Origin of the sequence: Bacillus sp. Marseille-Q1617, from assembly GCF_903645295.1 — a bacterium.
Classification (GTDB): domain Bacteria; phylum Bacillota; class Bacilli; order Bacillales; family Bacillaceae_B; genus Rossellomorea.
Genome location: NZ_CAHJXM010000001.1, coordinates 1,802,622 through 1,822,718, shown reverse-complemented (window position 1 = coordinate 1,822,718; position 20,097 = coordinate 1,802,622). Strand labels below are relative to the sequence as shown.

23 protein-coding genes and 1 tRNA gene are annotated in these 20,097 nt (G+C 39.6%); 4 read left to right on the top strand and 20 right to left on the bottom strand.

From position 1 onward, the window contains the following. Positions 1 to 56: 56 nt before the first annotated feature. Both HWX64_RS09035 and HWX64_RS09030 read right to left on the bottom strand, forming a co-directional pair. A complete protein-coding gene (locus HWX64_RS09035; protein ID WP_175989135.1) occupies positions 57 to 194 on the bottom strand; it encodes a YvrJ family protein in 138 nt (45 codons plus the stop codon). Between the two features lie 128 nt (positions 195 to 322). Continuing rightward, positions 323 to 850 carry a hypothetical protein gene (locus HWX64_RS09030; RefSeq protein ID WP_175989134.1) on the bottom strand — a complete coding sequence of 176 codons (528 nt, stop codon included), beginning with the start codon at positions 848 to 850 and terminating at the stop codon, positions 323 to 325. Positions 851 to 1,155: 305 nt separating this feature from the next. On the opposite strand from HWX64_RS09030, the gene HWX64_RS09025 reads away from it, so the two are divergent. Further along, positions 1,156 to 1,252 (top strand) — tRNA-Sec (locus HWX64_RS09025). An 83-nt stretch (positions 1,253 to 1,335) separates the two neighbouring features. On the opposite strand, the gene HWX64_RS09020 is transcribed toward HWX64_RS09025, so the two are convergent. Continuing rightward, positions 1,336 to 2,664, bottom strand: a complete 1,329-nt coding sequence (locus HWX64_RS09020) for an ATP-binding protein (protein ID WP_175989133.1) — start codon at positions 2,662 to 2,664, stop codon at positions 1,336 to 1,338. 330 nt (positions 2,665 to 2,994) lie between these two features. Between HWX64_RS09020 and HWX64_RS09015 the strand changes: the two genes are divergently transcribed. Next, positions 2,995 to 3,423 (top strand): DUF2621 domain-containing protein, encoded by a 429-nt coding sequence (locus HWX64_RS09015; RefSeq protein WP_175989132.1) that lies wholly within the window; start codon positions 2,995 to 2,997, stop codon positions 3,421 to 3,423. A 224-nt stretch (positions 3,424 to 3,647) separates the two neighbouring features. Here the strand turns inward: HWX64_RS09015 and HWX64_RS09010 are convergent, their stop codons facing one another. From HWX64_RS09010 to HWX64_RS08995, 4 genes are all read right to left on the bottom strand, one after another. Then, positions 3,648 to 4,127, bottom strand: coding sequence for a site-2 protease family protein (locus HWX64_RS09010; protein ID WP_175989131.1), 480 nt, complete (start codon positions 4,125 to 4,127; stop codon positions 3,648 to 3,650). A 189-nt stretch (positions 4,128 to 4,316) separates the two neighbouring features. Beyond that, a complete protein-coding gene (locus tag HWX64_RS09005; RefSeq protein ID WP_175989130.1) occupies positions 4,317 to 4,796 on the bottom strand; it encodes a CcdC family protein in 480 nt (159 codons plus the stop codon). A gap of 106 nt (positions 4,797 to 4,902) precedes the next feature. Next, positions 4,903 to 5,265 carry a response regulator gene (locus HWX64_RS09000; protein ID WP_175989129.1) on the bottom strand — a complete coding sequence of 121 codons (363 nt, stop codon included), beginning with the start codon at positions 5,263 to 5,265 and terminating at the stop codon, positions 4,903 to 4,905. Between the two features lie 120 nt (positions 5,266 to 5,385). Then, complete coding sequence (locus tag HWX64_RS08995) at positions 5,386 to 6,093, bottom strand: cytochrome c biogenesis CcdA family protein (protein WP_175989128.1); 708 nt, start codon at positions 6,091 to 6,093, stop codon at positions 5,386 to 5,388. Positions 6,094 to 6,350: 257 nt separating this feature from the next. On the opposite strand from HWX64_RS08995, the gene HWX64_RS08990 reads away from it, so the two are divergent. Beyond that, the gene (locus HWX64_RS08990) at positions 6,351 to 6,527 is read left to right on the top strand and encodes an aspartyl-phosphate phosphatase Spo0E family protein (RefSeq protein ID WP_175989127.1); all 177 of its coding nucleotides are present in this window, start codon (positions 6,351 to 6,353) and stop codon (positions 6,525 to 6,527) included. 68 nt (positions 6,528 to 6,595) lie between these two features. Here the strand turns inward: HWX64_RS08990 and HWX64_RS08985 are convergent, their stop codons facing one another. From HWX64_RS08985 to HWX64_RS08940, 11 genes are all read right to left on the bottom strand, one after another. Next, positions 6,596 to 8,407, bottom strand: coding sequence for an ABC transporter ATP-binding protein (locus tag HWX64_RS08985; protein WP_175989126.1), 1,812 nt, complete (start codon positions 8,405 to 8,407; stop codon positions 6,596 to 6,598). Between the two features lie 5 nt (positions 8,408 to 8,412). Beyond that, on the bottom strand, positions 8,413 to 10,161 hold the full coding sequence (locus HWX64_RS08980; protein WP_175989125.1) for an ABC transporter transmembrane domain-containing protein: 1,749 nt from the start codon (positions 10,159 to 10,161) through the stop codon (positions 8,413 to 8,415). 149 nt (positions 10,162 to 10,310) lie between these two features. Then, on the bottom strand, positions 10,311 to 11,438 hold the full coding sequence (locus HWX64_RS08975; RefSeq protein ID WP_175989124.1) for a CamS family sex pheromone protein: 1,128 nt from the start codon (positions 11,436 to 11,438) through the stop codon (positions 10,311 to 10,313). 174 nt (positions 11,439 to 11,612) lie between these two features. Then, positions 11,613 to 11,834, bottom strand: coding sequence for a YneF family protein (locus tag HWX64_RS08970; protein WP_064093594.1), 222 nt, complete (start codon positions 11,832 to 11,834; stop codon positions 11,613 to 11,615). Positions 11,835 to 11,918: 84 nt separating this feature from the next. Then, positions 11,919 to 12,356: a sporulation inhibitor of replication protein SirA gene (sirA, locus tag HWX64_RS08965; protein ID WP_175989123.1), complete on the bottom strand. Its 438-nt coding sequence runs from the start codon at positions 12,354 to 12,356 to the stop codon at positions 11,919 to 11,921. Between the two features lie 104 nt (positions 12,357 to 12,460). Continuing rightward, a complete protein-coding gene (locus tag HWX64_RS08960) occupies positions 12,461 to 12,916 on the bottom strand; it encodes an N-acetyltransferase (RefSeq protein WP_175989122.1) in 456 nt (151 codons plus the stop codon). A 160-nt stretch (positions 12,917 to 13,076) separates the two neighbouring features. Then, positions 13,077 to 15,080 (bottom strand): transketolase, encoded by a 2,004-nt coding sequence (gene tkt, locus HWX64_RS08955; RefSeq protein WP_175989121.1) that lies wholly within the window; start codon positions 15,078 to 15,080, stop codon positions 13,077 to 13,079. A 57-nt stretch (positions 15,081 to 15,137) separates the two neighbouring features. After that, a complete protein-coding gene (locus HWX64_RS22190) occupies positions 15,138 to 15,356 on the bottom strand; it encodes a hypothetical protein (RefSeq protein ID WP_368495581.1) in 219 nt (72 codons plus the stop codon). 100 nt (positions 15,357 to 15,456) lie between these two features. Further along, positions 15,457 to 15,690 (bottom strand): DUF896 domain-containing protein, encoded by a 234-nt coding sequence (locus HWX64_RS08950; RefSeq protein WP_175989120.1) that lies wholly within the window; start codon positions 15,688 to 15,690, stop codon positions 15,457 to 15,459. Between the two features lie 91 nt (positions 15,691 to 15,781). Beyond that, positions 15,782 to 16,432 (bottom strand): recombinase family protein, encoded by a 651-nt coding sequence (locus HWX64_RS08945; protein ID WP_175989119.1) that lies wholly within the window; start codon positions 16,430 to 16,432, stop codon positions 15,782 to 15,784. Between the two features lie 13 nt (positions 16,433 to 16,445). Continuing rightward, on the bottom strand, positions 16,446 to 16,772 hold the full coding sequence (locus HWX64_RS08940; RefSeq protein WP_175989118.1) for a LysM peptidoglycan-binding domain-containing protein: 327 nt from the start codon (positions 16,770 to 16,772) through the stop codon (positions 16,446 to 16,448). 158 nt (positions 16,773 to 16,930) lie between these two features. Between HWX64_RS08940 and lexA the strand changes: the two genes are divergently transcribed. Continuing rightward, a complete protein-coding gene (lexA, locus tag HWX64_RS08935) occupies positions 16,931 to 17,551 on the top strand; it encodes a transcriptional repressor LexA (protein ID WP_175989117.1) in 621 nt (206 codons plus the stop codon). Between the two features lie 743 nt (positions 17,552 to 18,294). Here lexA and glnA read toward each other — a convergent pair. Further along, entirely contained in the window at positions 18,295 to 19,629 is a 1,335-nt protein-coding gene (gene glnA / locus HWX64_RS08930; protein ID WP_175989116.1) for a type I glutamate--ammonia ligase, read from the bottom strand. A 38-nt stretch (positions 19,630 to 19,667) separates the two neighbouring features. Beyond that, positions 19,668 to 20,084: a MerR family transcriptional regulator gene (locus HWX64_RS08925; protein WP_175989115.1), complete on the bottom strand. Its 417-nt coding sequence runs from the start codon at positions 20,082 to 20,084 to the stop codon at positions 19,668 to 19,670. Positions 20,085 to 20,097: the final 13 nt, after the last annotated feature.

The following is a 20,097-nucleotide window of genomic DNA, read 5'->3' as shown; positions in this document are numbered from 1 at the left end:
CAAAATACTATATTTTTCCACTTGCCAAAAAAAAGAGACCATGGGGCCTCTCTTTCCTATTCTTTCATTCTTTGAGGAAGGGTCTGAATGGATGACACCACTGCATCCAGCTTCGTTTCTATGCGATATAGCAGATACATCGTCACCACTATTGGAAATCCGACCTCAGAAATAAAAGGAATAATAGACTCCATGTACCTAACCTCCTTTCAACTCTTATATAGGGGTATTCAACTATTAAGGACACCTTGTTCATGAAATAAAAAAACGAACCCTTCTTTTAAAGGATTCGTTTTACGTTTTACATCATAGTCAATGTGAATTAACCGTTTAAGTCGTTCACTAAGCTGGAGCTGACTAATCCAGCTTTTTCAAGGATTGCTTTAATCTGATTTTCAGCTTCGATCATCTTTTCGTCAGCTGCTGTAAGATCCGCTTCTCCCTCTTTTTTCAGAGCCTCAGATTTCAGCGTATAAGACTCTGCCAAAGTTGCTTTGAACTCTTCTATGTCTTTTTTATACTCATCAAGACCTGATGGGATTTCTGTATTTTCAACTGCCTTAGCAGATTCTTCAGCAGAAACCGCAGCTGCCTCTTCTAACTTTGCAAGCTCGTCACCCGTTGGAGGCGTTTCCCCGCCAACTGCAGCCTCGTAGCCATTCAAGTCAATATCTGTACCATTTACTGTGCTAGTCAAATTTAGATAAAAATCCATTAATTCTCCAGCTGCGTCTGTACTTTCCTGACTTGTTTCAGAAGATTCCTCTTTTTTTCCTTCTTCTGTACCAGTGTCAGAACAACCAACCAAGAATAAAGATAACCCTAAACCTAAAAACCATAACTTTTTCATAATGCATATCCCCTTTCTGTCTCTCTAGCATGAATTGTGTTGGAGATAAAGCTAAGTAATCGCTTTCTTCTTCCAAATATTAGCCGGCAAAATGTATCTTATCACGGGGATGAACCGTTGGTAAAGAAATAGTTTTTACTTTCACCAAAGTTCTAATTTTACAAATATTTGAAATATACAACCAATTGATGCTGCTTATCTATTTTAATTAAATCTTCTGATTCAATAAGTTATCTGCTGATGTATAGGTATATTCGTTGAACAGAAGCCAGGAAAATGATATAACTGATTTAGAATAAAAACCCGGGGCTGATTGTTGAGCTGGTGCTTGCCTAGGTCTTCAAAACCTCCTGGGAGGCGCGTGCCGTCTCCGCTGGGTTCGATTCCCAGGCAGTCCCGCCATTCTTACCACCCTGCATTTCCCCAAATTTCCTCACTCCCAAAAAAAGAAGCTTCAGGAGGATAACCTAAAACTTCTTCACCAATCATGCATTATGTAGTTGTTCCCTTTTTTTCCTTTCTTGCTGCTGGACAGCGTCGAATCGTATTGAAAATGTCGTTCCTTCACCCTGTTCACTTTGGACGTTAATATCAGCAGAATGATCCCTTAATATGCGCAAACAGATTGTCAGGCCAAGACCTGTCCCCTTGGTTTTAGTGGTAAAGAACGGTTCTCCCAGCTTATCGAGGACTTGTTTCTTCATGCCTATCCCTTCATCTTTAAAGGTAATTTCCACTTTATTGTATTGGTTTAACCCAGCCTGGATCATTATGTTGCCTCCATGGGGCATTGCTTCTATGGCATTCTTTACGAGGTTGATAAAAACCTGTTTAAGCTGATTTTCGTCTCCTTTTATGTATAACTCCTGCTTCTGAAAAGCGGTTTGTATTTCTATGTTGTAAAGAATTGCATTCGTATTGAGCAGTCTTGCCACATGGTCGAGTGTTTCAACGATATTAATACGTTTATAAGTAACGGACTGAGGCTTCGCAACGATCAACAATTCACTGAGTACCAGCTCAATTCTTTTAATTTCAGAAAACACGATTTCGAGATACTCCCTCGTCTTTTCATCCGCATCATCCCTTAATAGCTGGAGAAAACCATTTATGGATGTTAGGGGATTTCTCACTTCATGGGCAATGCCTGCTGCTAATTGTCCTGCAACTGAAAGTTTCTGTGATTCTATGGCAAGGGTTTCATTCATTTCCAGCAGTTCTTCTTCATTATGTATTCTTTCGGTTATATCGGATATCGTTCCGACTGTACCAGCCAGTTCACCTTTTTCATTATAATTCAGTTTGATGTTTACTTCTCCCCATCGAAACTGCCCATTCCTCATCTGAAAGGAAAAATCCATCTTTGTTTTTTCTTTTTTCTCGCTGATGGTCTTTCTCAACAGACGCAGAAATTCATGTCGTTCATGAAATGAAATAAAGTGAAGAGCATTTTTATGTAAGCTTTCTTTCAGGCTGTAACCCGTTAAGTCTTCCCACGATTGATTCAGGAATTGAAATTCTCCTTCTAAATTTGTGTGAAACACCACTTCTGAAATATTTTGCAGGACGAGCTGCAGCTCTTCGTTCAACCTCTTAATTTTTTCTTCACTCTTATTAAGCGCTGTTACGATTTCATTGCTTTCATCGTAATTTTTACCAGTATAATATCCGATAAATAATATAAGCGTCGCGAAAAGTAAATCAACTTGCAAATTGAAAGAATAGTGAAGAACAAAATAGTAGATGAAATCCCAAATAATGATCAATAAAGCTCCTGCTGAAACAAACAAGATTCTTCCTTTATACTTTATCATTTGACTTCCCCGTCCTTCCAAAACCCGCTAGAAATAGATGACTATCGAAAAAGATAGAATTTTCACGATATTTGTTATTTCTTAGTATATCATTTCTTATTAAGAACAGTATAGGCATCTTTTAGATTTATGACGATATTCTTGTCACATCCTTTTGCGTTGTCTATAATGAAAGACGATACATATGCTTTTATTGAGACACTAAGCTTATTTTCTATTTAACTGTTAATAGAAATGTTTTGGATTTTTTGCAGAACAGAAGGAAAAATGGCTGACTTCCGCCATTTCAATAGTTTTCGACGAAAGTGCATAGAATAATGAGGTGAAAGCATGCAGCTAGACGGATGGTTTTTATACTTTATCCTTTTTTGGGTGGTTTTCTTAACGGCTTCCTTTGCCATAGGCGGCTTCTTTATGTTTCGAAAATTTTTAAAGAGATTTCCTAAAGAAGATGGAAAGTCAGATATGGACTGGGAAGAATATTATGTTAATGAAACGATTCATTTATGGGGCGATCAGGAAAAGAAAATGTTAAATGAATTAGTCACTCCTGTTCCTGATTTATTCAGAGACGTGGCTAAACATAAAATCGCCGGAAAAATCGGGGAATTGGCTATCAGGGAGAAAGCTCCTTCCATTTCACAGGAACTGGTGATCAGAGGCTACATCATGGCCACGCCTAAACGAGATCATAAATTCCTGCGAAAGAAATTAGATGATATGAAGATTGACGTCACTCCTTATGAAAATTTATTTTAAACGATAGAAAAGGAATGAAACGTGTGGGTTCTATTCTCGTAATTCCAATTGTTCTCTACATTATATTTACAGTGGCGGCTGTTTTTCTTTTTAGAAAATGGAAAAAAGCAAACCGCAGGTAAACGATTTGAGTCGTTTACCTTTTTTGTATACTTTTGTACTGCCAAATTTTTTATTGTGTGGATGTGCGAGGCGCCTCTGAGCAAGCCGCCTCCGCTTTAGTTTTAATCTATAGGGTCTGCGGCTTTTCCGTATTTGATTACGTCGTAGATGGCCAGTCCATCGCTTGGCTTTCCATCTCCGTTCCGGTAAGGGAATAGTGAAAAAAAGATAAAATATACAGAAAAATAAACAAATTGATAGAAAAAGATATGAACCGGAAAAACACCTTGATAGATGAGAAAATTAATCATTAAGATGACTATAAGATTAAATAGGCTGCCGGATAAATAGATCAGCACATGCGACCACACTTTATTGTATTTCAATTCAGTGTATTGACACCAACCTTCCATAAAATACATCCTATTGACTTCAAGGGGCCCTATATTAAATAACTTTTTCCCGGTACCGATTGCAAATTTTATCTTTGCTCCAAATATTCTGGCCACTAATACATGACCTGCTTCATGTACAATTGTCACAAGCGGCAATGTTAAGAAAAATGCCAAGAAAAACGTCCAGATATCATGTAAAGTGAACAACGTGAAAACCCCTTTTGTATGTATGTTTCTCTCCCTCTTCCCCTGAAGTAAATACCTTACTCACAATTTCGTGTTTTGTAAGAAAAACGTAACACGGAATTTACCATTTCAAGGTGTAACACCATAAATCATTTAGAACAATAAAAAAACGGGACAAAATGAAATCATTTTGTCTCGTTTTTTTATCATTCAAATGGAGTTGGTCGTAAGGTCGCTATTTTCCTGATAGAGTTTTCGATATTGAACATACATGGCAATACGCCAAGGAACAATCATCCCAAATGCAAGAATCCAGAACATCCCGCTAAGTGCCCCATAATCGATTGTGGTACTGAGAATCGATTTGGCGACTATCCGGATGATTAGAAGACCAATCAATATAAACGCAAATGCTTTGGATCTTTTTAAATAGATATCATTATCCCGTTTTTCAAATTTAGACGTTTTTATCAGGAGAATGGAAAACAACATTCCCACAGCGAGTGCTTCAAAAAGTTCCGCCATCGTCACGCGAAAAAAAGGAAAAACAAACATTAAAGCGCCTGTACTCATAAATATCGGCGGTAAAATAATTTTTTTACCGCTTACCGGCTTTTTCTGTGCCTTCATTCGAATAAATAAAACAAAAAATCCCATACATATTGCTGCGATGGATGAAGCAATCATCATAAACAATCATCCTTTAACTCTCTACTTATTTACTTTTATATTATAGCTTATTTCACTTGAAAACGAAAACATCAAAAAGAGAGGTTAAAATAACCTCCCTCCACATTTATAAACCTAAAACCCTCTTTATTGCATCAACGACCCTTACCTCATCAAAAGGTTTTACGATGAAGTCCTTGGCGCCGCTTTCTATTGCTTCCACTACGATTCTTTGCTGCCCCATGGCCGAGCACATAATGATCTTCGCTTTCGGATACTTTGTCAGGATTTCCTTCACTGCTTCTATCCCGTCCATCTCTGGCATCGTAATATCCATTGTTACCAGGTCTGGCTGAAGTTCATCATATTTCAGTACAGCTTCCACTCCATTTTCCGCTTCCCCTACTACAGTGTGTCCACTGGATGTCAGCATATTCCCAAGTGTCATTCTCATAAACTTAGCATCATCCACTACCAGTATAGTTGCCAAAGGTGTTCCTCCTCGCAAAAGCCTTCGCTGCATCCATCTCGTCATACTATAGTCCTAGTTATATCCTTACTATATCATTATTCAGAAGAATGTTCCAATGTAAATACTCTCAAGAGATGTTTAGAATCCTGTGAAGCCCCCGAATATGGAAGTGAAATATGAAAGAATGACAGTCATCCAATCAAAGAAAAGCATGATTCCGACTGCAATCATAATATAACCGCCGATTTTAACGATTTTTGCACTGTTTTTTCTGATCCACTGCATTCTGCCGATGAAGAAAGAAAGAATGAGAAACGGAATGGCGAATCCAAGCACATAAGCTGTCATATATAATACACCCGAACCCGGATTTGTTGCTGCGAGTGCCAGGACCGAGGCAAGAATAGGACCGGTACACGGTGTCCACCCTGCTGCAAATGCCATCCCGATCAATACGGAACCAATAAACCCCGACGGTCTGTTCTTGAACTCAATCTTACGTTCTTTCATCAGCATTTCCGGGGTAAATACACCTAAGACAACCAATCCGAACACAACAATGAAAATTGCGCCGAGCTGGCGGATCAAATCTTTATAGTCCAGGAAGAATTCTCCAATGAATGATGTACCGAATCCGATCGCGATGAAAATGACTGAAAAGCCCAAGAGAAAGAATATTGTATGTATAAGGCTTCTTCTTTGCAGCATGGCATTGTCCGTTTTTAGTTCACTGACACTCATCCCTGTTATATAAGACAGGAAGGCCGGATACAAAGGCAGGCAGCATGGGGAAATAAAACTTAAAAACCCCGCACCGAAAGCCAGAAATAAATTGATATCTGCCATCATGACAACTCCTGTTTTTGATAATATATCTCTATTCTATCAAATAATCGCTTATACTATGAGAATCTATTCTGTGAACGATTTGTGACCATTTAATTACAAATTGATTCACCTCTTTCCAATCATGTTTCAGCGTCTTTAAATATATATTTTAGCTTTGAAAATTTATCCCTTTTTCGTTATACTAATAAAAAAGTTACAGTTATTACTAGTTTTGTATTCCTAATGTAAGGAAATACAAAAGAAAGGAAACAGCCGTGTCTAAACAAGAGCTTCTGGAACGTATAGAGAAAAAGCGTGCTCAATTAATTGAAATAGTTGCCGAAAATGGACTATCGTCACCTCAGGCCATTCAATACAGTCAAGAATTGGATTTACTATTGAACAGTTACAATACAACTTACATAAAGAAATATTCGACTCAAGTAAGCTGAATAATCGGAAAAGCATACTTCTATTCATATAATGAAAAGCAGACCTGCAGCAGGTCTGCTTCTTAATTTCATGAAATCCCTTTTGAAACCACATCTTCCATTCCTTCTACAAGTCCATTTTGTAATAAAAACATCTTGTGATAGATCCCTTTCTTCATAAGAAGTTCCTGATGTGTTCCTCTTTCCGCTACCTCACCTTGGTGCAGTACCAGGATGAGATCTGCATCCTGTATCGTTGACAAGCGGTGGGCGATGGCGATGGTAGTTCTGCCCTTCCTCATCTTAGATAGCGCGGTCTGGATCGCTTCCTCTGTCTCCGTATCGATATTGGCCGTCGCTTCATCGAGGATCAATATCTTTGGTTGTGCTGCAATCGTTCTGGCAAAAGCAATCAGCTGCCTCTGTCCGCTAGATAACGTGGCACCTCTCTCTACTACTTTGCTGGAATAACCATTTTCGAGCTTCTCAATAAATACGTTTGCCTGCACAAACCTGGCTGCTTCTAAAATTTCTTCATCGGTCATGGCTTCATTATGAAGTTTTATATTATCCCTGATTGTGCCATAGAAGAGAAAAGGATCTTGAAGCACAAGTCCCATCTTTTCCCTCAGTTCATTCATTGGATAGGATTTAATGGATCTTCCATCTATTAATATATCCCCGGAAGAGTAGTCGTAAAATCTCATCAGGAGATTAATAATTGAACTCTTCCCGCTCCCTGTATGACCAACGAGTGCCACGGTCTCACCGGGATTGGCAGTAAAGGTGATATTTTTGAGCACCTCTTTTTGTCCATCATATGAGAAAGTAACATCTTTAAATGCTATTTGCCCCTCTTCAATTTCATGGGAAACGCCATTCTCTGATGATTGAGAAGGGGATACTTCTTCCTCATCCAATAATGTAAAAACCCTCGAAGAGGCAACGATTGCCTGCTGAAACAAGGATAACCGCATCATAATTTGATTGACTGGTTCAAAAAAACGGTCAAGATAGTTGACAAATGCATACAGTACGCCTATTTCAATTGGCTGATTAAATGAGGTAATACCAAAAAAACTAAGCACTACAATCAATGCTGCGACATACACAAGATCTATTGCGGGTCTTAAAAGGAGTCCATCCACTTTAATATTTTTCATGCCCGCCAAGTAGTGCTTCTCATTGATATCACCAAACTCTTCACGCATCCTCTGTTCCTGCCTGAAGACTTGTATGATTGACATCCCCTGTAAAGACTCACTTAATTTTGCGTTTAGTTGGCTCAATCTTTCTCTCATATCTTGATAGAATATAGAGCTGTATTTTCGGTAAAGAACCATGATATAGAGAATGAGGGGTAGTATGAATAAACAAAATAGTGCGAGCTTCGCATTAAGAGCGAACATTGCGATAAAGATTCCCGTGAGTAAAAATGCTCCTTGAATGAAAGAGACCATTACACTTACGAACATATCTTTGATCGCTTCAGTATCATTTGTCACGCGTGATACGATACTGCCCGCAGGAGTTTTATCAAAATATTTCATACCAAGACTTTGAACCTTTGTAAAGACATCTACCCGAAGCTGCTGAATGATGTTTAATGCAATTTCCTGGAACTTTAATAGTTGGAAGTAAGAAATGAGAACATTTCCTATTTGAATCACTACATATGCCGATCCGAGAGCGATAAGCGGTCCATAAGGAAATTCTCTCGGTGTCAAGTAATCATCGATGAAGACTTTAATGATGATCGGACCGAGCACATCCCCGATGGTCGTAAATAATAATAGTAAAAAAGCCGTAAAGATTTTCTTTTTATGAGGCTTTGTATATCTCATCAGACGAAAGAAAATTTCACGCTGTCTGGCTGTTGTAATTGCTGGACCCTTTTCCATTCGCCTTACCCCCCATGCTCTACCAGTTCTTCTAACTGCTGTCTAAGATACATTTCTCTGTATTTACCTTTATGACCCATCAACTCTTCATGAGTCCCCCGTTCAACAATTCTTCCGCCATCGAATACGACAATGAGATCTGCATGCTGAATTGCGCTAAGTCTATGAGCAGTGATGATGGTCGTTTTACCAGCTCTATTTTCCCTTAAAGAGGACAAGATGGCTTCTTCAGTTTTTGCATCCACCGCTGAGAGTGAATCATCAAGGAGCAAAACTTCAGGGTCCATAAGGAGTGCCCTGGCGATTGAAATACGCTGTTTCTGTCCTCCTGATAATGAAACACCCCTTTCACCTACTACGGTTTCGTAGCCGTGAGTGAAATCCATGATATCTTCGTGAATTTGTGCAAGCTTTGCAGCTTCTTCCACATGACGGCGCTCAATGAGCGGGTTTGTAAATGCTATGTTTTCAAAAATGGTTGACGAAAACAAGAAATGGTCCTGCGGGACGTAACCAATCGCTTCCCTCAATTTTGAAAGTTTATACTCTTTTATTGAAAGGTCACCAAAAAGTATTTCTCCTTGATACCCTTCAAATTCCCTTAATAACATCCGTAAAATAGTGGTTTTACCGGCACCCGTTTTTCCGACAATACCGATCGTGCTGCCCTTTTCGACTTTGAAATGAATATTTTTTAATGCAATTTTTTCTTCATCGGGATAAGAAAAAGAATCCACCTGATACTCAATATCTCCTGAAGGACATTGCTCCAGTGCATTTTCTTTATCTTTAATTTCAATCTCTTCGCTTAACAGACCCGATACCCGGTCATAGGAAGCCCTCCCCCTTTCCACGATATTAAAGAGCCAGCCGAAAGCAAGCATAGGCCATATCAATAATCCCAAATAGGTGGTAAAAGAAATCAATTCACCGATCGTCAACTCTCCACCAACGACCATACGGGACCCAAAAACAATGGATAGGAAAAATGAGATTCCTACAATAATGGATATGGTCGGATCGAATAACGAGTCAACTTTTGCAACCGCCACATTTTTCTTTACCACATCTCTTGATTGTTCTTTAAATGACTCGATATCTTCTTTTTCCTGCCCAAACGTTTTGATCACCTTTATTCCCGAGACACTTTCCTGGGTCTTATCATTTAAAGCCGAAAACGCTTCCTGCGCTTTATGAAAACGTTTATGCAGAAGTGTACCGTAGTAATTGGTCAACAGCGCCATAAACGGCATGGGGATGAGTGCAATCAGGGTCAGCTTCCAACTGATTGTGAATGCCATGGCAATGATGACAAACCCGCCCGTGGCAAGTGAATCGACAAGTGTCAGGACACCGGACCCGGCCGTCTGCTGAATTGCCTGTAAATCATTCGTAGCATGAGCCATAAGATCGCCGACCCTTCTCTTTTGATAAAAAGATGGGGACATCTTCGTGAAATGGTGATACAGGCGATTTCTCAGTAATCGGGAAAGCTTTGTGGCTGATCCGAATATCATGATACGCCATACGAAACGAAGACCATACATAGAAAGGGCTGTTACAGCGAGAATGATCACCCATTTCATCAGCTGAGCGGAAGTAAGGTTATTATTTTTAACACTATCCACCACAATTCCGACAATTTTAGGTGGGATCAACTGTAGTAATGCTACGAACAAGAGTATGACCGTCCCCGTTATATACGATCTTTTCTCTTGTATAAAGAACCACTTTAAATCTAAAAAGACCTTCATAATAAATCCTCCGCAGATATAATAAATGACTCTTTATTTTACCAAATTTTCTAAATTTGAGAAATCTTTATTTTTATCGGAATCCGATCAATACTGTCAATTAAAAAAGCAGCCTTTAGACATAGGCTGCTCATTTCGTAGTATTCCTGTTATTCATGAATTTCAACAAATGGTTCTTGATCGACTTCTTTCACAATTGTTGCTTTAAGCCCTTTGGGAGTCTTCACATAGAGATATACGGGCATATGAGGGAAATAGTCGACAATTTCAGGTCCAATTGCCTGTGCGAATCCTACAAGCTCGGTTTCTTTGACCATACCCGTATGGACATCGATGACCAGTTGGTTTAAATTATCTTTTTTGTACAGTGCTTTTCCCACAAATTCAATATCCTGGTGAGAGAAATATTTAGAGACGTAATCTTCTAAATCCCTTATGCGGTTCTGGAGATCACGGTCTTTTTCTTCTCCTTCCTTACTTGGAAAGTAATAGTACTTCTCTTTGATGTCTTCCCATTTTTTTATCGTTTTGTCATTATCGTCGACAAAACTGCTCGTGAAATAAGTACCGGGGACGACACTGTTGATTGGCTGTAATTTATAGATCGAAACAAAAATCGGTACATTTTTTAATTCTTTCATGGAACGAATTCTGCTGACGACTTTCTGGGCGGCTTCCTTGCCGTATTCTTCCAACACCTTATCATCAATGACCTTTTCATCAAAATGCATTAATCCCTTGGAATCTTTTACACGTATGTAATCAATTTTATTCATCGCAAATCCTAATGAAATCCCTTGTATTTTCCCTTTTGAGTCAACGTAATTCTGTTCGTGAATATAGGCAAGATACATAGGGTCTTTCTTTTCACGTTCAATCCTCTCTTCCCAGCCCATTCCTTCTGTAATCTTAATGGACGGATTGAGCCCTTCCTCATTTTCCTTCGATTCCCTGCCTAACCAGGAATTGATATTATTCAAATACTGTCCCTCTTGATAAACATAATCTTCCGGGGAAAAATGATCTGTTGATAAAGACATTAGTCCCGTCTCGATTTCATCCATGTCACTTCGGTTGTTTATCATCATAGTGATTAAACCCCTGTTAATGGATTTCTTATCTCTATTGATTTTATAGGTAAGATATTCACGGGTATCACTCGCCGCGCTATCTTGTACTTCAAGTGTTTCTTCATCTATCACTTCTTGAGTCTTATTATTATTACAACCCGACAATAACACCAAAAATGAAAGTGAAGCCATCATCCATTTTTTCATATGTCTCCCTCCGCACCTTATTCTATCATAAATTCTTTTTTATACTGAACAATAAAGACGAAGTTTTTTCGTCATGTTTGTTACATTTTCATATCAGCTTCATCCATTTCAAAGCTATTAGAGAGGGGCGCATAAATAGAAAAAGCACTCAACGATTGTGAGTGCTCAACCCTATTACTTCATATTTTTGTTCATTGCATTCATCATTTGATTGATTTTCTTCTGTGACGGTTTCTGTCCCATCTGCATCATCATCATGCGAAGCATTTGTTCGTTAATAGGTGGATTTTTCTTTAAGTAGCTCATCATGTATTTACGAGCAATGAAAAATCCTAGTGCAATTCCGGCAAGTAATGCTAGAACTCCAACTAGAATAAGTAGCCAAGTCGTTGACATGTTCTTACTTCCTCCTTCTTGTTGTCCTTATAAAAGTGTACTAAACCAAGGAACATTATACAATATTTCTGTCATAATTTCTTATTAATATATAAATTTTCTTTGTTTTATAGGTTTCAACCAGCCGTACCGTTCGTTTTTCAAATCAATAGCCAGTAATTGCCCCATATTCCTTCTTAAGATTTCAAAAAATATATACTCGCAGTCATGGGGACCCCATGATTCTATCGTCATGCATTTTTCGTTCAGAATAAGGGTTGCTCCCGAATCTTTTCGTTCAATCTGCGCAGTTGTGTCTATCCACTTTGAACCTTCAACCTTTACCAGTTCATGCTGCAGGATTCTTTGAGTAGGAAGGTAAGGTATGGGTTTAGTGATGAAGTCTACTTGTTTAGCGATGATTTGATTCAGTTCTCCTTTGCTTGCTTCCCATTCTGAAAAAAGCCCAAAGAACATTCTTTCACGTCCATAGTAGTGGTTGGCAAATGGTTCTTCAATCCAATAGATTTGATAACTTCTCACCTTATATTCCCCCCTACATTTCCTTCTATCTAGTATAAAGGAAGATAGAATACGACCATGTCAGAAATTGTAGAGAAATTGCACTAGTTTTGTCGAAGTTTCTTTTATCCAATTGGTTTTTTCAAAACAATCATATCAAGTGCCCTTATACCATTTTCTACGATCGGCCGGGGATATTGAAGGAAGAAGTCATGTTTGATCTCATTTATCCTATATCCGCATTTTTGATAAAAAGCGAGGTTTTCAATACTGCTATTTGCCGTGCCGACGCTCAAGGTAACAATTCCATCTTTTGATAGGCTTTCTTCTAAAAGTTTCATTGCTTCTTTACCAAAACCTTTACCCTGCTCTGTGCACAACAGGCCCATATTTTTTATTTCAGCAGAGTTACCGGAGCTGTGAAGAACATGAATGATGCCGATTCTTTGCTCTTCTTTCCAAATAGTATAGATATCTCCTTCATGTAAATAGTGCATGACCATCTCTTCTGCCTCATCACCTATCAGAAGAAGTGGAATAAACTCTGTACGTTTGTTACTACTTTCTCTTTTTAAATGCATTTGCGAACAGCTCCCAGCTAACCTTCCATACAGCTGGAATGAACAGTCATAAAAGTGACTGTGCACTCCATTGCGTATTGAGGTATACAAGATCAATCAAAAAGGCCAACTCCCATCAGAAGTCGATTCCTAAGGAGTTAGCCTGTTTGTTTATCAAAACTTATTGAAGCAATGCTTTGATTCTTGATACAACATTATCTGCTGTAAATCCGTATTCCTCAAGCACTTTATCTCCAGGAGCAGAGGCGCCATATCCATTGATGGCAAGAATGTCTCCATCTGCACCCACATAACGGTCCCATCCAAGAGGTGATCCCATTTCAATGGCAAGACGTTTCGTTACAGCCTTAGGCAGGATGGAATCTCTATATTCCTTGGATTGCTTTTCAAAACGATCCCAAGAAGGCATGCTTACAACAGAAACACTGATGCCATCTTTCTCTAACGCATTCTGTGCCTCTACAGCCAAGCTGACTTCCGACCCTGTAGCAAGCAATAACGCATCCGGCTGTTCTTTCCCTGCCGGTGAAACAACATACGCGCCTTTATCTACTCCGTTATATGCTTTATCTGCAGTTCCTTTTAATGTAGGAAGGTTTTGACGGGATAACACAAGCAATGTCGGCTGATCAGTAGTTTCCATGGAAAGTTTCCATGCCGCAGCTACTTCATTTCCGTCAGCTGGTCTGATTACACACAAGTTAGGCATTGCACGAAGTGATGCAAGTTGTTCTACTGGTTCATGTGTTGGTCCATCTTCCCCTACAGCAATACTGTCATGTGTGAACACATATGTTACAGGAAGACCCATAAGTGCAGCGAGACGGATTGCCGGTCTTAGATAGTCACTGAAGACGAAGAATGTTCCGCCAAAGACTTTTAGGCCGCCATGCAGGGCCATGCCATTCATCGCTGCACCCATTCCGAATTCGCGGACGCCGAACCAGATGTTTTTCCCTTCATATGATTCTGGAGTGAAATCTGCTTCTCCCTTAATCATTGTTTTGTTTGAACCTGCCAGATCGGCAGACCCACCGATGAATGAAGGAAGATTTTTGGCGATGGCATTTAGTACTTCTCCGGAAGAAGCACGGCTTGCCAGTGATTTACCTTCTTCATACACAGGTATTTCACTGTCCCATCCTTCAGGAAGCTCATCTTTAATTGCAGCTTCTAATTGGACTGCCAACTCAGGATATTCTTCCTTATATTTTACGAACAGATTCGCCCACTCTTCTTCTTTTTGAGAACCTGTGTGTTGAATCTTCTCTTCAAAACGGCTGTATACCTCATCCGGTACATGGAAATCCTGTTCGAATGTCCATTTATAAGCTTCTTTAGTAAGCTTCATTTCTTCTTCACCCAGCGGGGCACCATGAACATCTGATTTTCCTGATTTATTTGGTGCACCATATCCGATAACAGTCTTAACCTCAATCATCGTCGGACGTGAAGTGTCGGATTGAGCCTCTTCAATCGCTTTTGAAATTTCCTCAAGATCATTACCGTCTTCCACCCTGATATATTGCCAGCCATATGACTCAAAACGGCCTTCAACACTCTCGGAGAAAGATTTATCCAATTCTCCATCCAAAGAAATATCATTTGAATCGTAAAGAACGACCAAGCGTCCAAGTTTTAGGTGAGCTGCTAAAGATGCTGCTTCTGAAGAAACACCTTCCATTAAATCTCCATCACCGCAAATCGAATATGTATAATGGTCAACGAGATTGTAGCTATCCTTATTGTAGGTTGCAGCCAAATGTCTTTCTGCAAGCGCCATACCGACAGCCATCGCAATTCCTTGTCCAAGAGGACCGGTAGTCGCTTCTACACCTGGTGTGTGACCATACTCAGGGTGCCCGGGAGTTTTGCTTCCCCACTGGCGGAATTCCTTAAGATCATCCATTGATACATCATAGCCTGATAAATGTAGAAGGCTGTACAATAGCATGGAACCATGCCCGGCAGATAAAACAAAGCGGTCTCTGTTAAACCACTCAGGATTTTTCGGGTTATGATTCATGAAGCGTGTCCACAGAGCGTACGCCATAGGTGCTGCACCCATCGGCATACCCGGGTGTCCTGAACCTGCTTTTTCAATTGCATCGATAGATAATGTTCGCATTGTATTAATTGCTAATTGATCTGTATTATCAAACATATGTCAGACATCCTTCCTTTTCATACTTCATTATTAATATTAATCTTCTTTGGTAGTTTATACAACTAACTTGAATGATAACATGACTTTGTTTTGTTGAAAAATAAAAACCCCTTTAAAAGTATATTTCAGAGTAGGTTCTAATACCGCTAATGATTTCCGTGCAAGACTTCGCTTTCCGCGGGTAGCCCGTGAGCCTCCTCGTCGCATTCGCTCCTGCGGGGTCTCACATAAGCTACTTTTCCCGCAGGAGTCTTCGCCTTGCACTCCAATCAACCGCTGGAACGTACTATTATCAACAGTTATCTTATACACACTCTCACCATAAGCCAATAAAAAAGCCATCATGGACCAATCACCCATGATGACTTGCGATTTAATGCATTTTTCGTTTGTTTTGGATTTCTTTGACTTTCTTGGGGGTGACTTCGTTGCCCTCGGAATCGAAGATGCGTGTATTTTCTATTGTGCCTTTCATTGATTGACGAAATGTCTCCAGGTATTCTTTTCTTAACTTCGTTTGTTCCTTTGCTTCATTTTCAGTTAAGCCACTCTCTTTTGACTTCTTTGCCAATTCATTTATTCTATTCATCTTTTTCTTTGAAAGCATTATGAAAACTCCTTTACTGCTATTATCCAGCTATCTGCAGCTCTTTGAAATATACCGATATGTTACTAGATAACAGCCTTTATGACAAGGGTTATGTTTCTTGCTGGGCTTCTATATACTCTTTAAACCTTCTATGTACAGTCGCTTTTGATATATTATACCCGAAACCTCTCAAGGTAGCGGCGATTTCGGCAAACGTCAGCTCATTCTTCCTCAGTCTCACAATTTCTTCAACCGGGACTTCAATCCGCTCCCTGCCTTCGGAATTCCCTTTATTTTTTAAGTTTTTGTGCGGACGGAAGCCATTTTCAACCGCTCTTTTCATCCCTCGTTTAATTTTTAAGTTATGGAGTTTTCTTTGATACTCTTCTACCATACTGACAATATTGATGACCATTGAATCCGATTCAGATAAATGCAGCTCCCCACTATGGGTCTGACTAATGATTTTTACATTTTCCTTTAAAATGCAATGAATCAATGCAATTTTTGCATTCCCTCTTCCTATTCTCGTTTCATCTTGAATCAGCACTGCATCAATGGACTGGTCCTTTATTAAATCCAACAGTGTCAGGACACCTTGGCGGTCCAGTTCAAAACCACTTGCCTGATCCTTAATAATCGCTTGTACGTCAAATTGGTGCTCCTCTGCAAGCTTAACCAATTCCGCTTCCTGTCTTTCAAGTGAAGTTTCCTGCGTATCTTTCTTTGTACTCACCCTGCAGTAAATCGCAGCTCTCATTGAATCTCACCCTTTAGTCATTATTCATGGCAAGCTGTATATCGGAATGGGTAGAATAAGTGGAAGATTCTACAGGCAAAACCAGTGACATTCCTGGTTCGATCGTAAAAGATATAAGATTATTTTCTTTCCCCACCCATTTAATGAACTCTTCTCTTGTCATGGAATATTCTCCTTCAAACGTTTCTGCAATCGTCCAGAGAGTATCACCTTTACCTACAGTTACAGTTTCATAGGAAGGCTCGCTCCCTGTCGTTAAAAATAAATAGCCAGCTGATAAAAAAGATAATACAAAAAGAGTAATTATGTAAGAAAAACGATTCCAAATGTGTGTTAACATATAAAAGACCCCCATACGAATGTTTGTTCTGTTCTTTGTAACTTGATTGTAATACGAACATCCGTTTGGTGTCAACCGAAAATTCGAACTTATGTTTGTATCAATTGGAAAGACATGCTATAATGGGAACATAAGATCGATAATAGAGGTGCGTGAACATGACTAAATTGTCTAAACGACAGCAAGACATACTTCAATACATTAAAGTATCCGTGAAAGAAAAGGGTTATCCGCCTTCAGTCCGTGAAATTGGGGAAGCTGTCGGTTTGGCTTCCAGTTCCACGGTCCACGGTCATCTGGCAAGACTCGAAAGCAAAGGACTTATCCGCCGGGATCCAACAAAGCCAAGGGCAATCGAGATTCTCGATTTAGAAGAGGACACGATCCCCCGTCAAAAAGTTGTAAATGTTCCGTTGATTGGTAAAGTAACGGCAGGACAGCCTATTACGGCTGTTGAAAATGTCGAGGAATTCTTTCCGCTGCCTGAGCGCCTGGCTCCTTCAGATGAACAGGTTTTCATGCTTGAAATCATGGGAGACAGTATGATCGAAGCCGGTATTCTTGATGGGGACTTCGTCATCGTAAGACAACAGCAGACTGCTAATAATGGGGATATCGTAGTTGCAATGACGGAAGAAGACGAAGCAACAGTCAAACGTTTTTTCAAAGAAAAAGATTTTGTAAGGCTGCAACCGGAAAACTCAACTATGAGTCCGATCATTTTACGTAATGTATCTATTTTAGGGAAAGTCATCGGTGTCTATCGACAAGTCCATTAATTCCAGAAAAACGCTATTTAATTTACGGGTTCTGTTTTAAGGTACAAACTATAAAAATATTGAAAAAAGGGAAGCAAATCGTCATGATTTTGCAGCCCTTTTTTTATTGGATGTAACAAACTTTTTAAGGAATTCGGGTTCTAATTTGTATATTAATTTGTTACCGTAACTGCACTAAAATTGAAGCGTTACAGGTTTTTTATTATCTGGCTAACGTGTTAGTTTAGTCTACAAAGTTGGAAGATGTGAAAATGAGGTATATCCCTATTAAACTAAAAAACAGGTTGGTAATTTTCGGGTCATAGGATACCTTATCCTTTATAGAGTAACTAAAGATATAAATAAGGGAAATTTTCCTGTTAATCTGTTGAAGCTCGCTTTGACAGGGGTAAATAAGGGGAAAATTTCCTTCTAATCTTGCACAGATCCCCAATGTTAATGTTTTTTAAGTAAATAGAAGTAAAACTTCCTTTATTTTACTGTTTTCAATTCCATTTCTTCATTAAGGGAAATTTCTCCCCTTTTTGATCTTTCATCTGGCTCGGGTTCCGCTTTTGTTCACCTTCTCGGGTAAGATTAGCTGTAAACGCATCTGCAATTACTGCAACATTTTGCGGTGTAGATTGCAATTTTGTACTCCAAAACCGAACCCGTTACTATTTAATTGCATTTTTTTGTTTGGAAAACACATGAAAAAGCCAGCGCTGAGTCAGCGCTGGCTTTTTCCATGTGTTAAATGGGTATTAGTACATTTGGATATACTGTTCTCTTTCCCAAGGGTGAACTTGTGTACGGAACATATCCCATTCGATTTCTTTCGCTTCCACGAAGTGTTCAAAGATGTGGCCGCCTAAGGATTTAATGATCACTTCATCTTTTTTCAATTCTTCCAATGCAGCATATAAAGTGGCCGGTAAATCAGTGATACCTGCTTCTTCACGTTCCTTTTTATCCATTACATAGATGTTGCGGTCGATTGGCTTAGGTGCCTCAAGATTGTTCTTGATGCCGTCAAGACCTGCTGCAAGCAGGACAGACATAGCCAAATAAGGGTTTGCTGCCGGATCCACACTTCTAACTTCTACACGTGTACTGATTCCACGGGAAGCTGGAATACGGATTAACGGGCTGCGGTTTTGAGCTGACCATGCAACATAACATGGAGCTTCATAACCAGGAACCAGACGTTTATACGAGTTAACAGTAGGGTTCGTGATTGCAGTGAATGCAGTTGCATGCTTAATGGTTCCTGCCAGGAACTGGCGTGCAGTGTCACTTAATTGCAGATCTCCTTTTTCATCGAAGAAAGCATTTTTACCGTCTTTGAATAGCGACATGTTACAGTGCATTCCTGAACCATTCACTCCGAATAATGGTTTTGGCATGAACGTTGCATGAAGACCGTGCTTGCGTGCAATGGTTTTTACAACAAGTTTAAACGTTTGGATATCGTCGCAGGCTCTCAGCGCACTTGCATATTTAAAGTCGATTTCATGCTGACCAGGAGCTACCTCATGGTGAGACGCTTCAATTTCAAAGCCCATTTCTTCTAATTCAAGAGCGATATCACGACGGCAGTTTTCACCCAGGTCAGTAGGAGCAAGGTCAAAATATCCGCCATTATCATTCAATTCAAGCGTAGGCTCTCCATTGACATCTAATTTAAAGAGGAAGAATTCAGGCTCAGGTCCCAAGTTGAAGTCAGAAAATCCAAGCTCTTCCATTTCCTTTAGCACTCGCTTAAGGTTGTTACGCGGATCCCCTTCGAATGGAGTTCCATCCGGATTATAGATATCACAGATCAAGCGGGCAACCTTACCCTTTTCCGCAGTCCAAGGGAATACAAGCCATGTGTCAAGGTCCGGGAAAAGGTACATATCCGACTCTTCGATACGCACGAATCCTTCAATTGAAGATCCGTCAAACATCATCTTATTATCTAGTGCCTTCTCCAACTGACTGAAAGGGATCTCTACGTTCTTGATCGTCCCTAAAATATCAGTGAATTGCAGACGAATGAATTTAACACCCTCTTCATTCGCTAATCTAATCACATCTTCACGAGTATACTTTGACATTTACGTAATTCCTCCTCAGATTTATATAAGGTTATTTATTAATGAAAAAAGCGGGACATGTCTCCTTGACGCAAGGAAGCCCGATTAAACTTTCCGGAATGCATCAATTCATTTCGGAGTAATTTACGAAGCTGTTCGTCAGTAAGATCCTGTCTTGCTTTTTCTTCCTCCTGCTTACTTGTTTCAGACACTACTTTCTTTTCGTCCATGGCAGTCACTGAGAATATCTTCTTTATACCTGCCATATTCACCCCTTGATCTAACAAATCTTTAACTTCTAATAGTTTATCAATGTCATTCAAGGAAAAGAGCCTACGATTCCCCTCTGTACGTGCTGGAGAAATCAACTCATGCTCTTCGTAGTATCGAATCTGACGAGCCGTTAAGTCCGTGAGCTGCATGACAATACTTATAGGAAAGAGTGCCATCGTTCGACGAATTTCACTTCCACTCATCTCGATTCCTCCT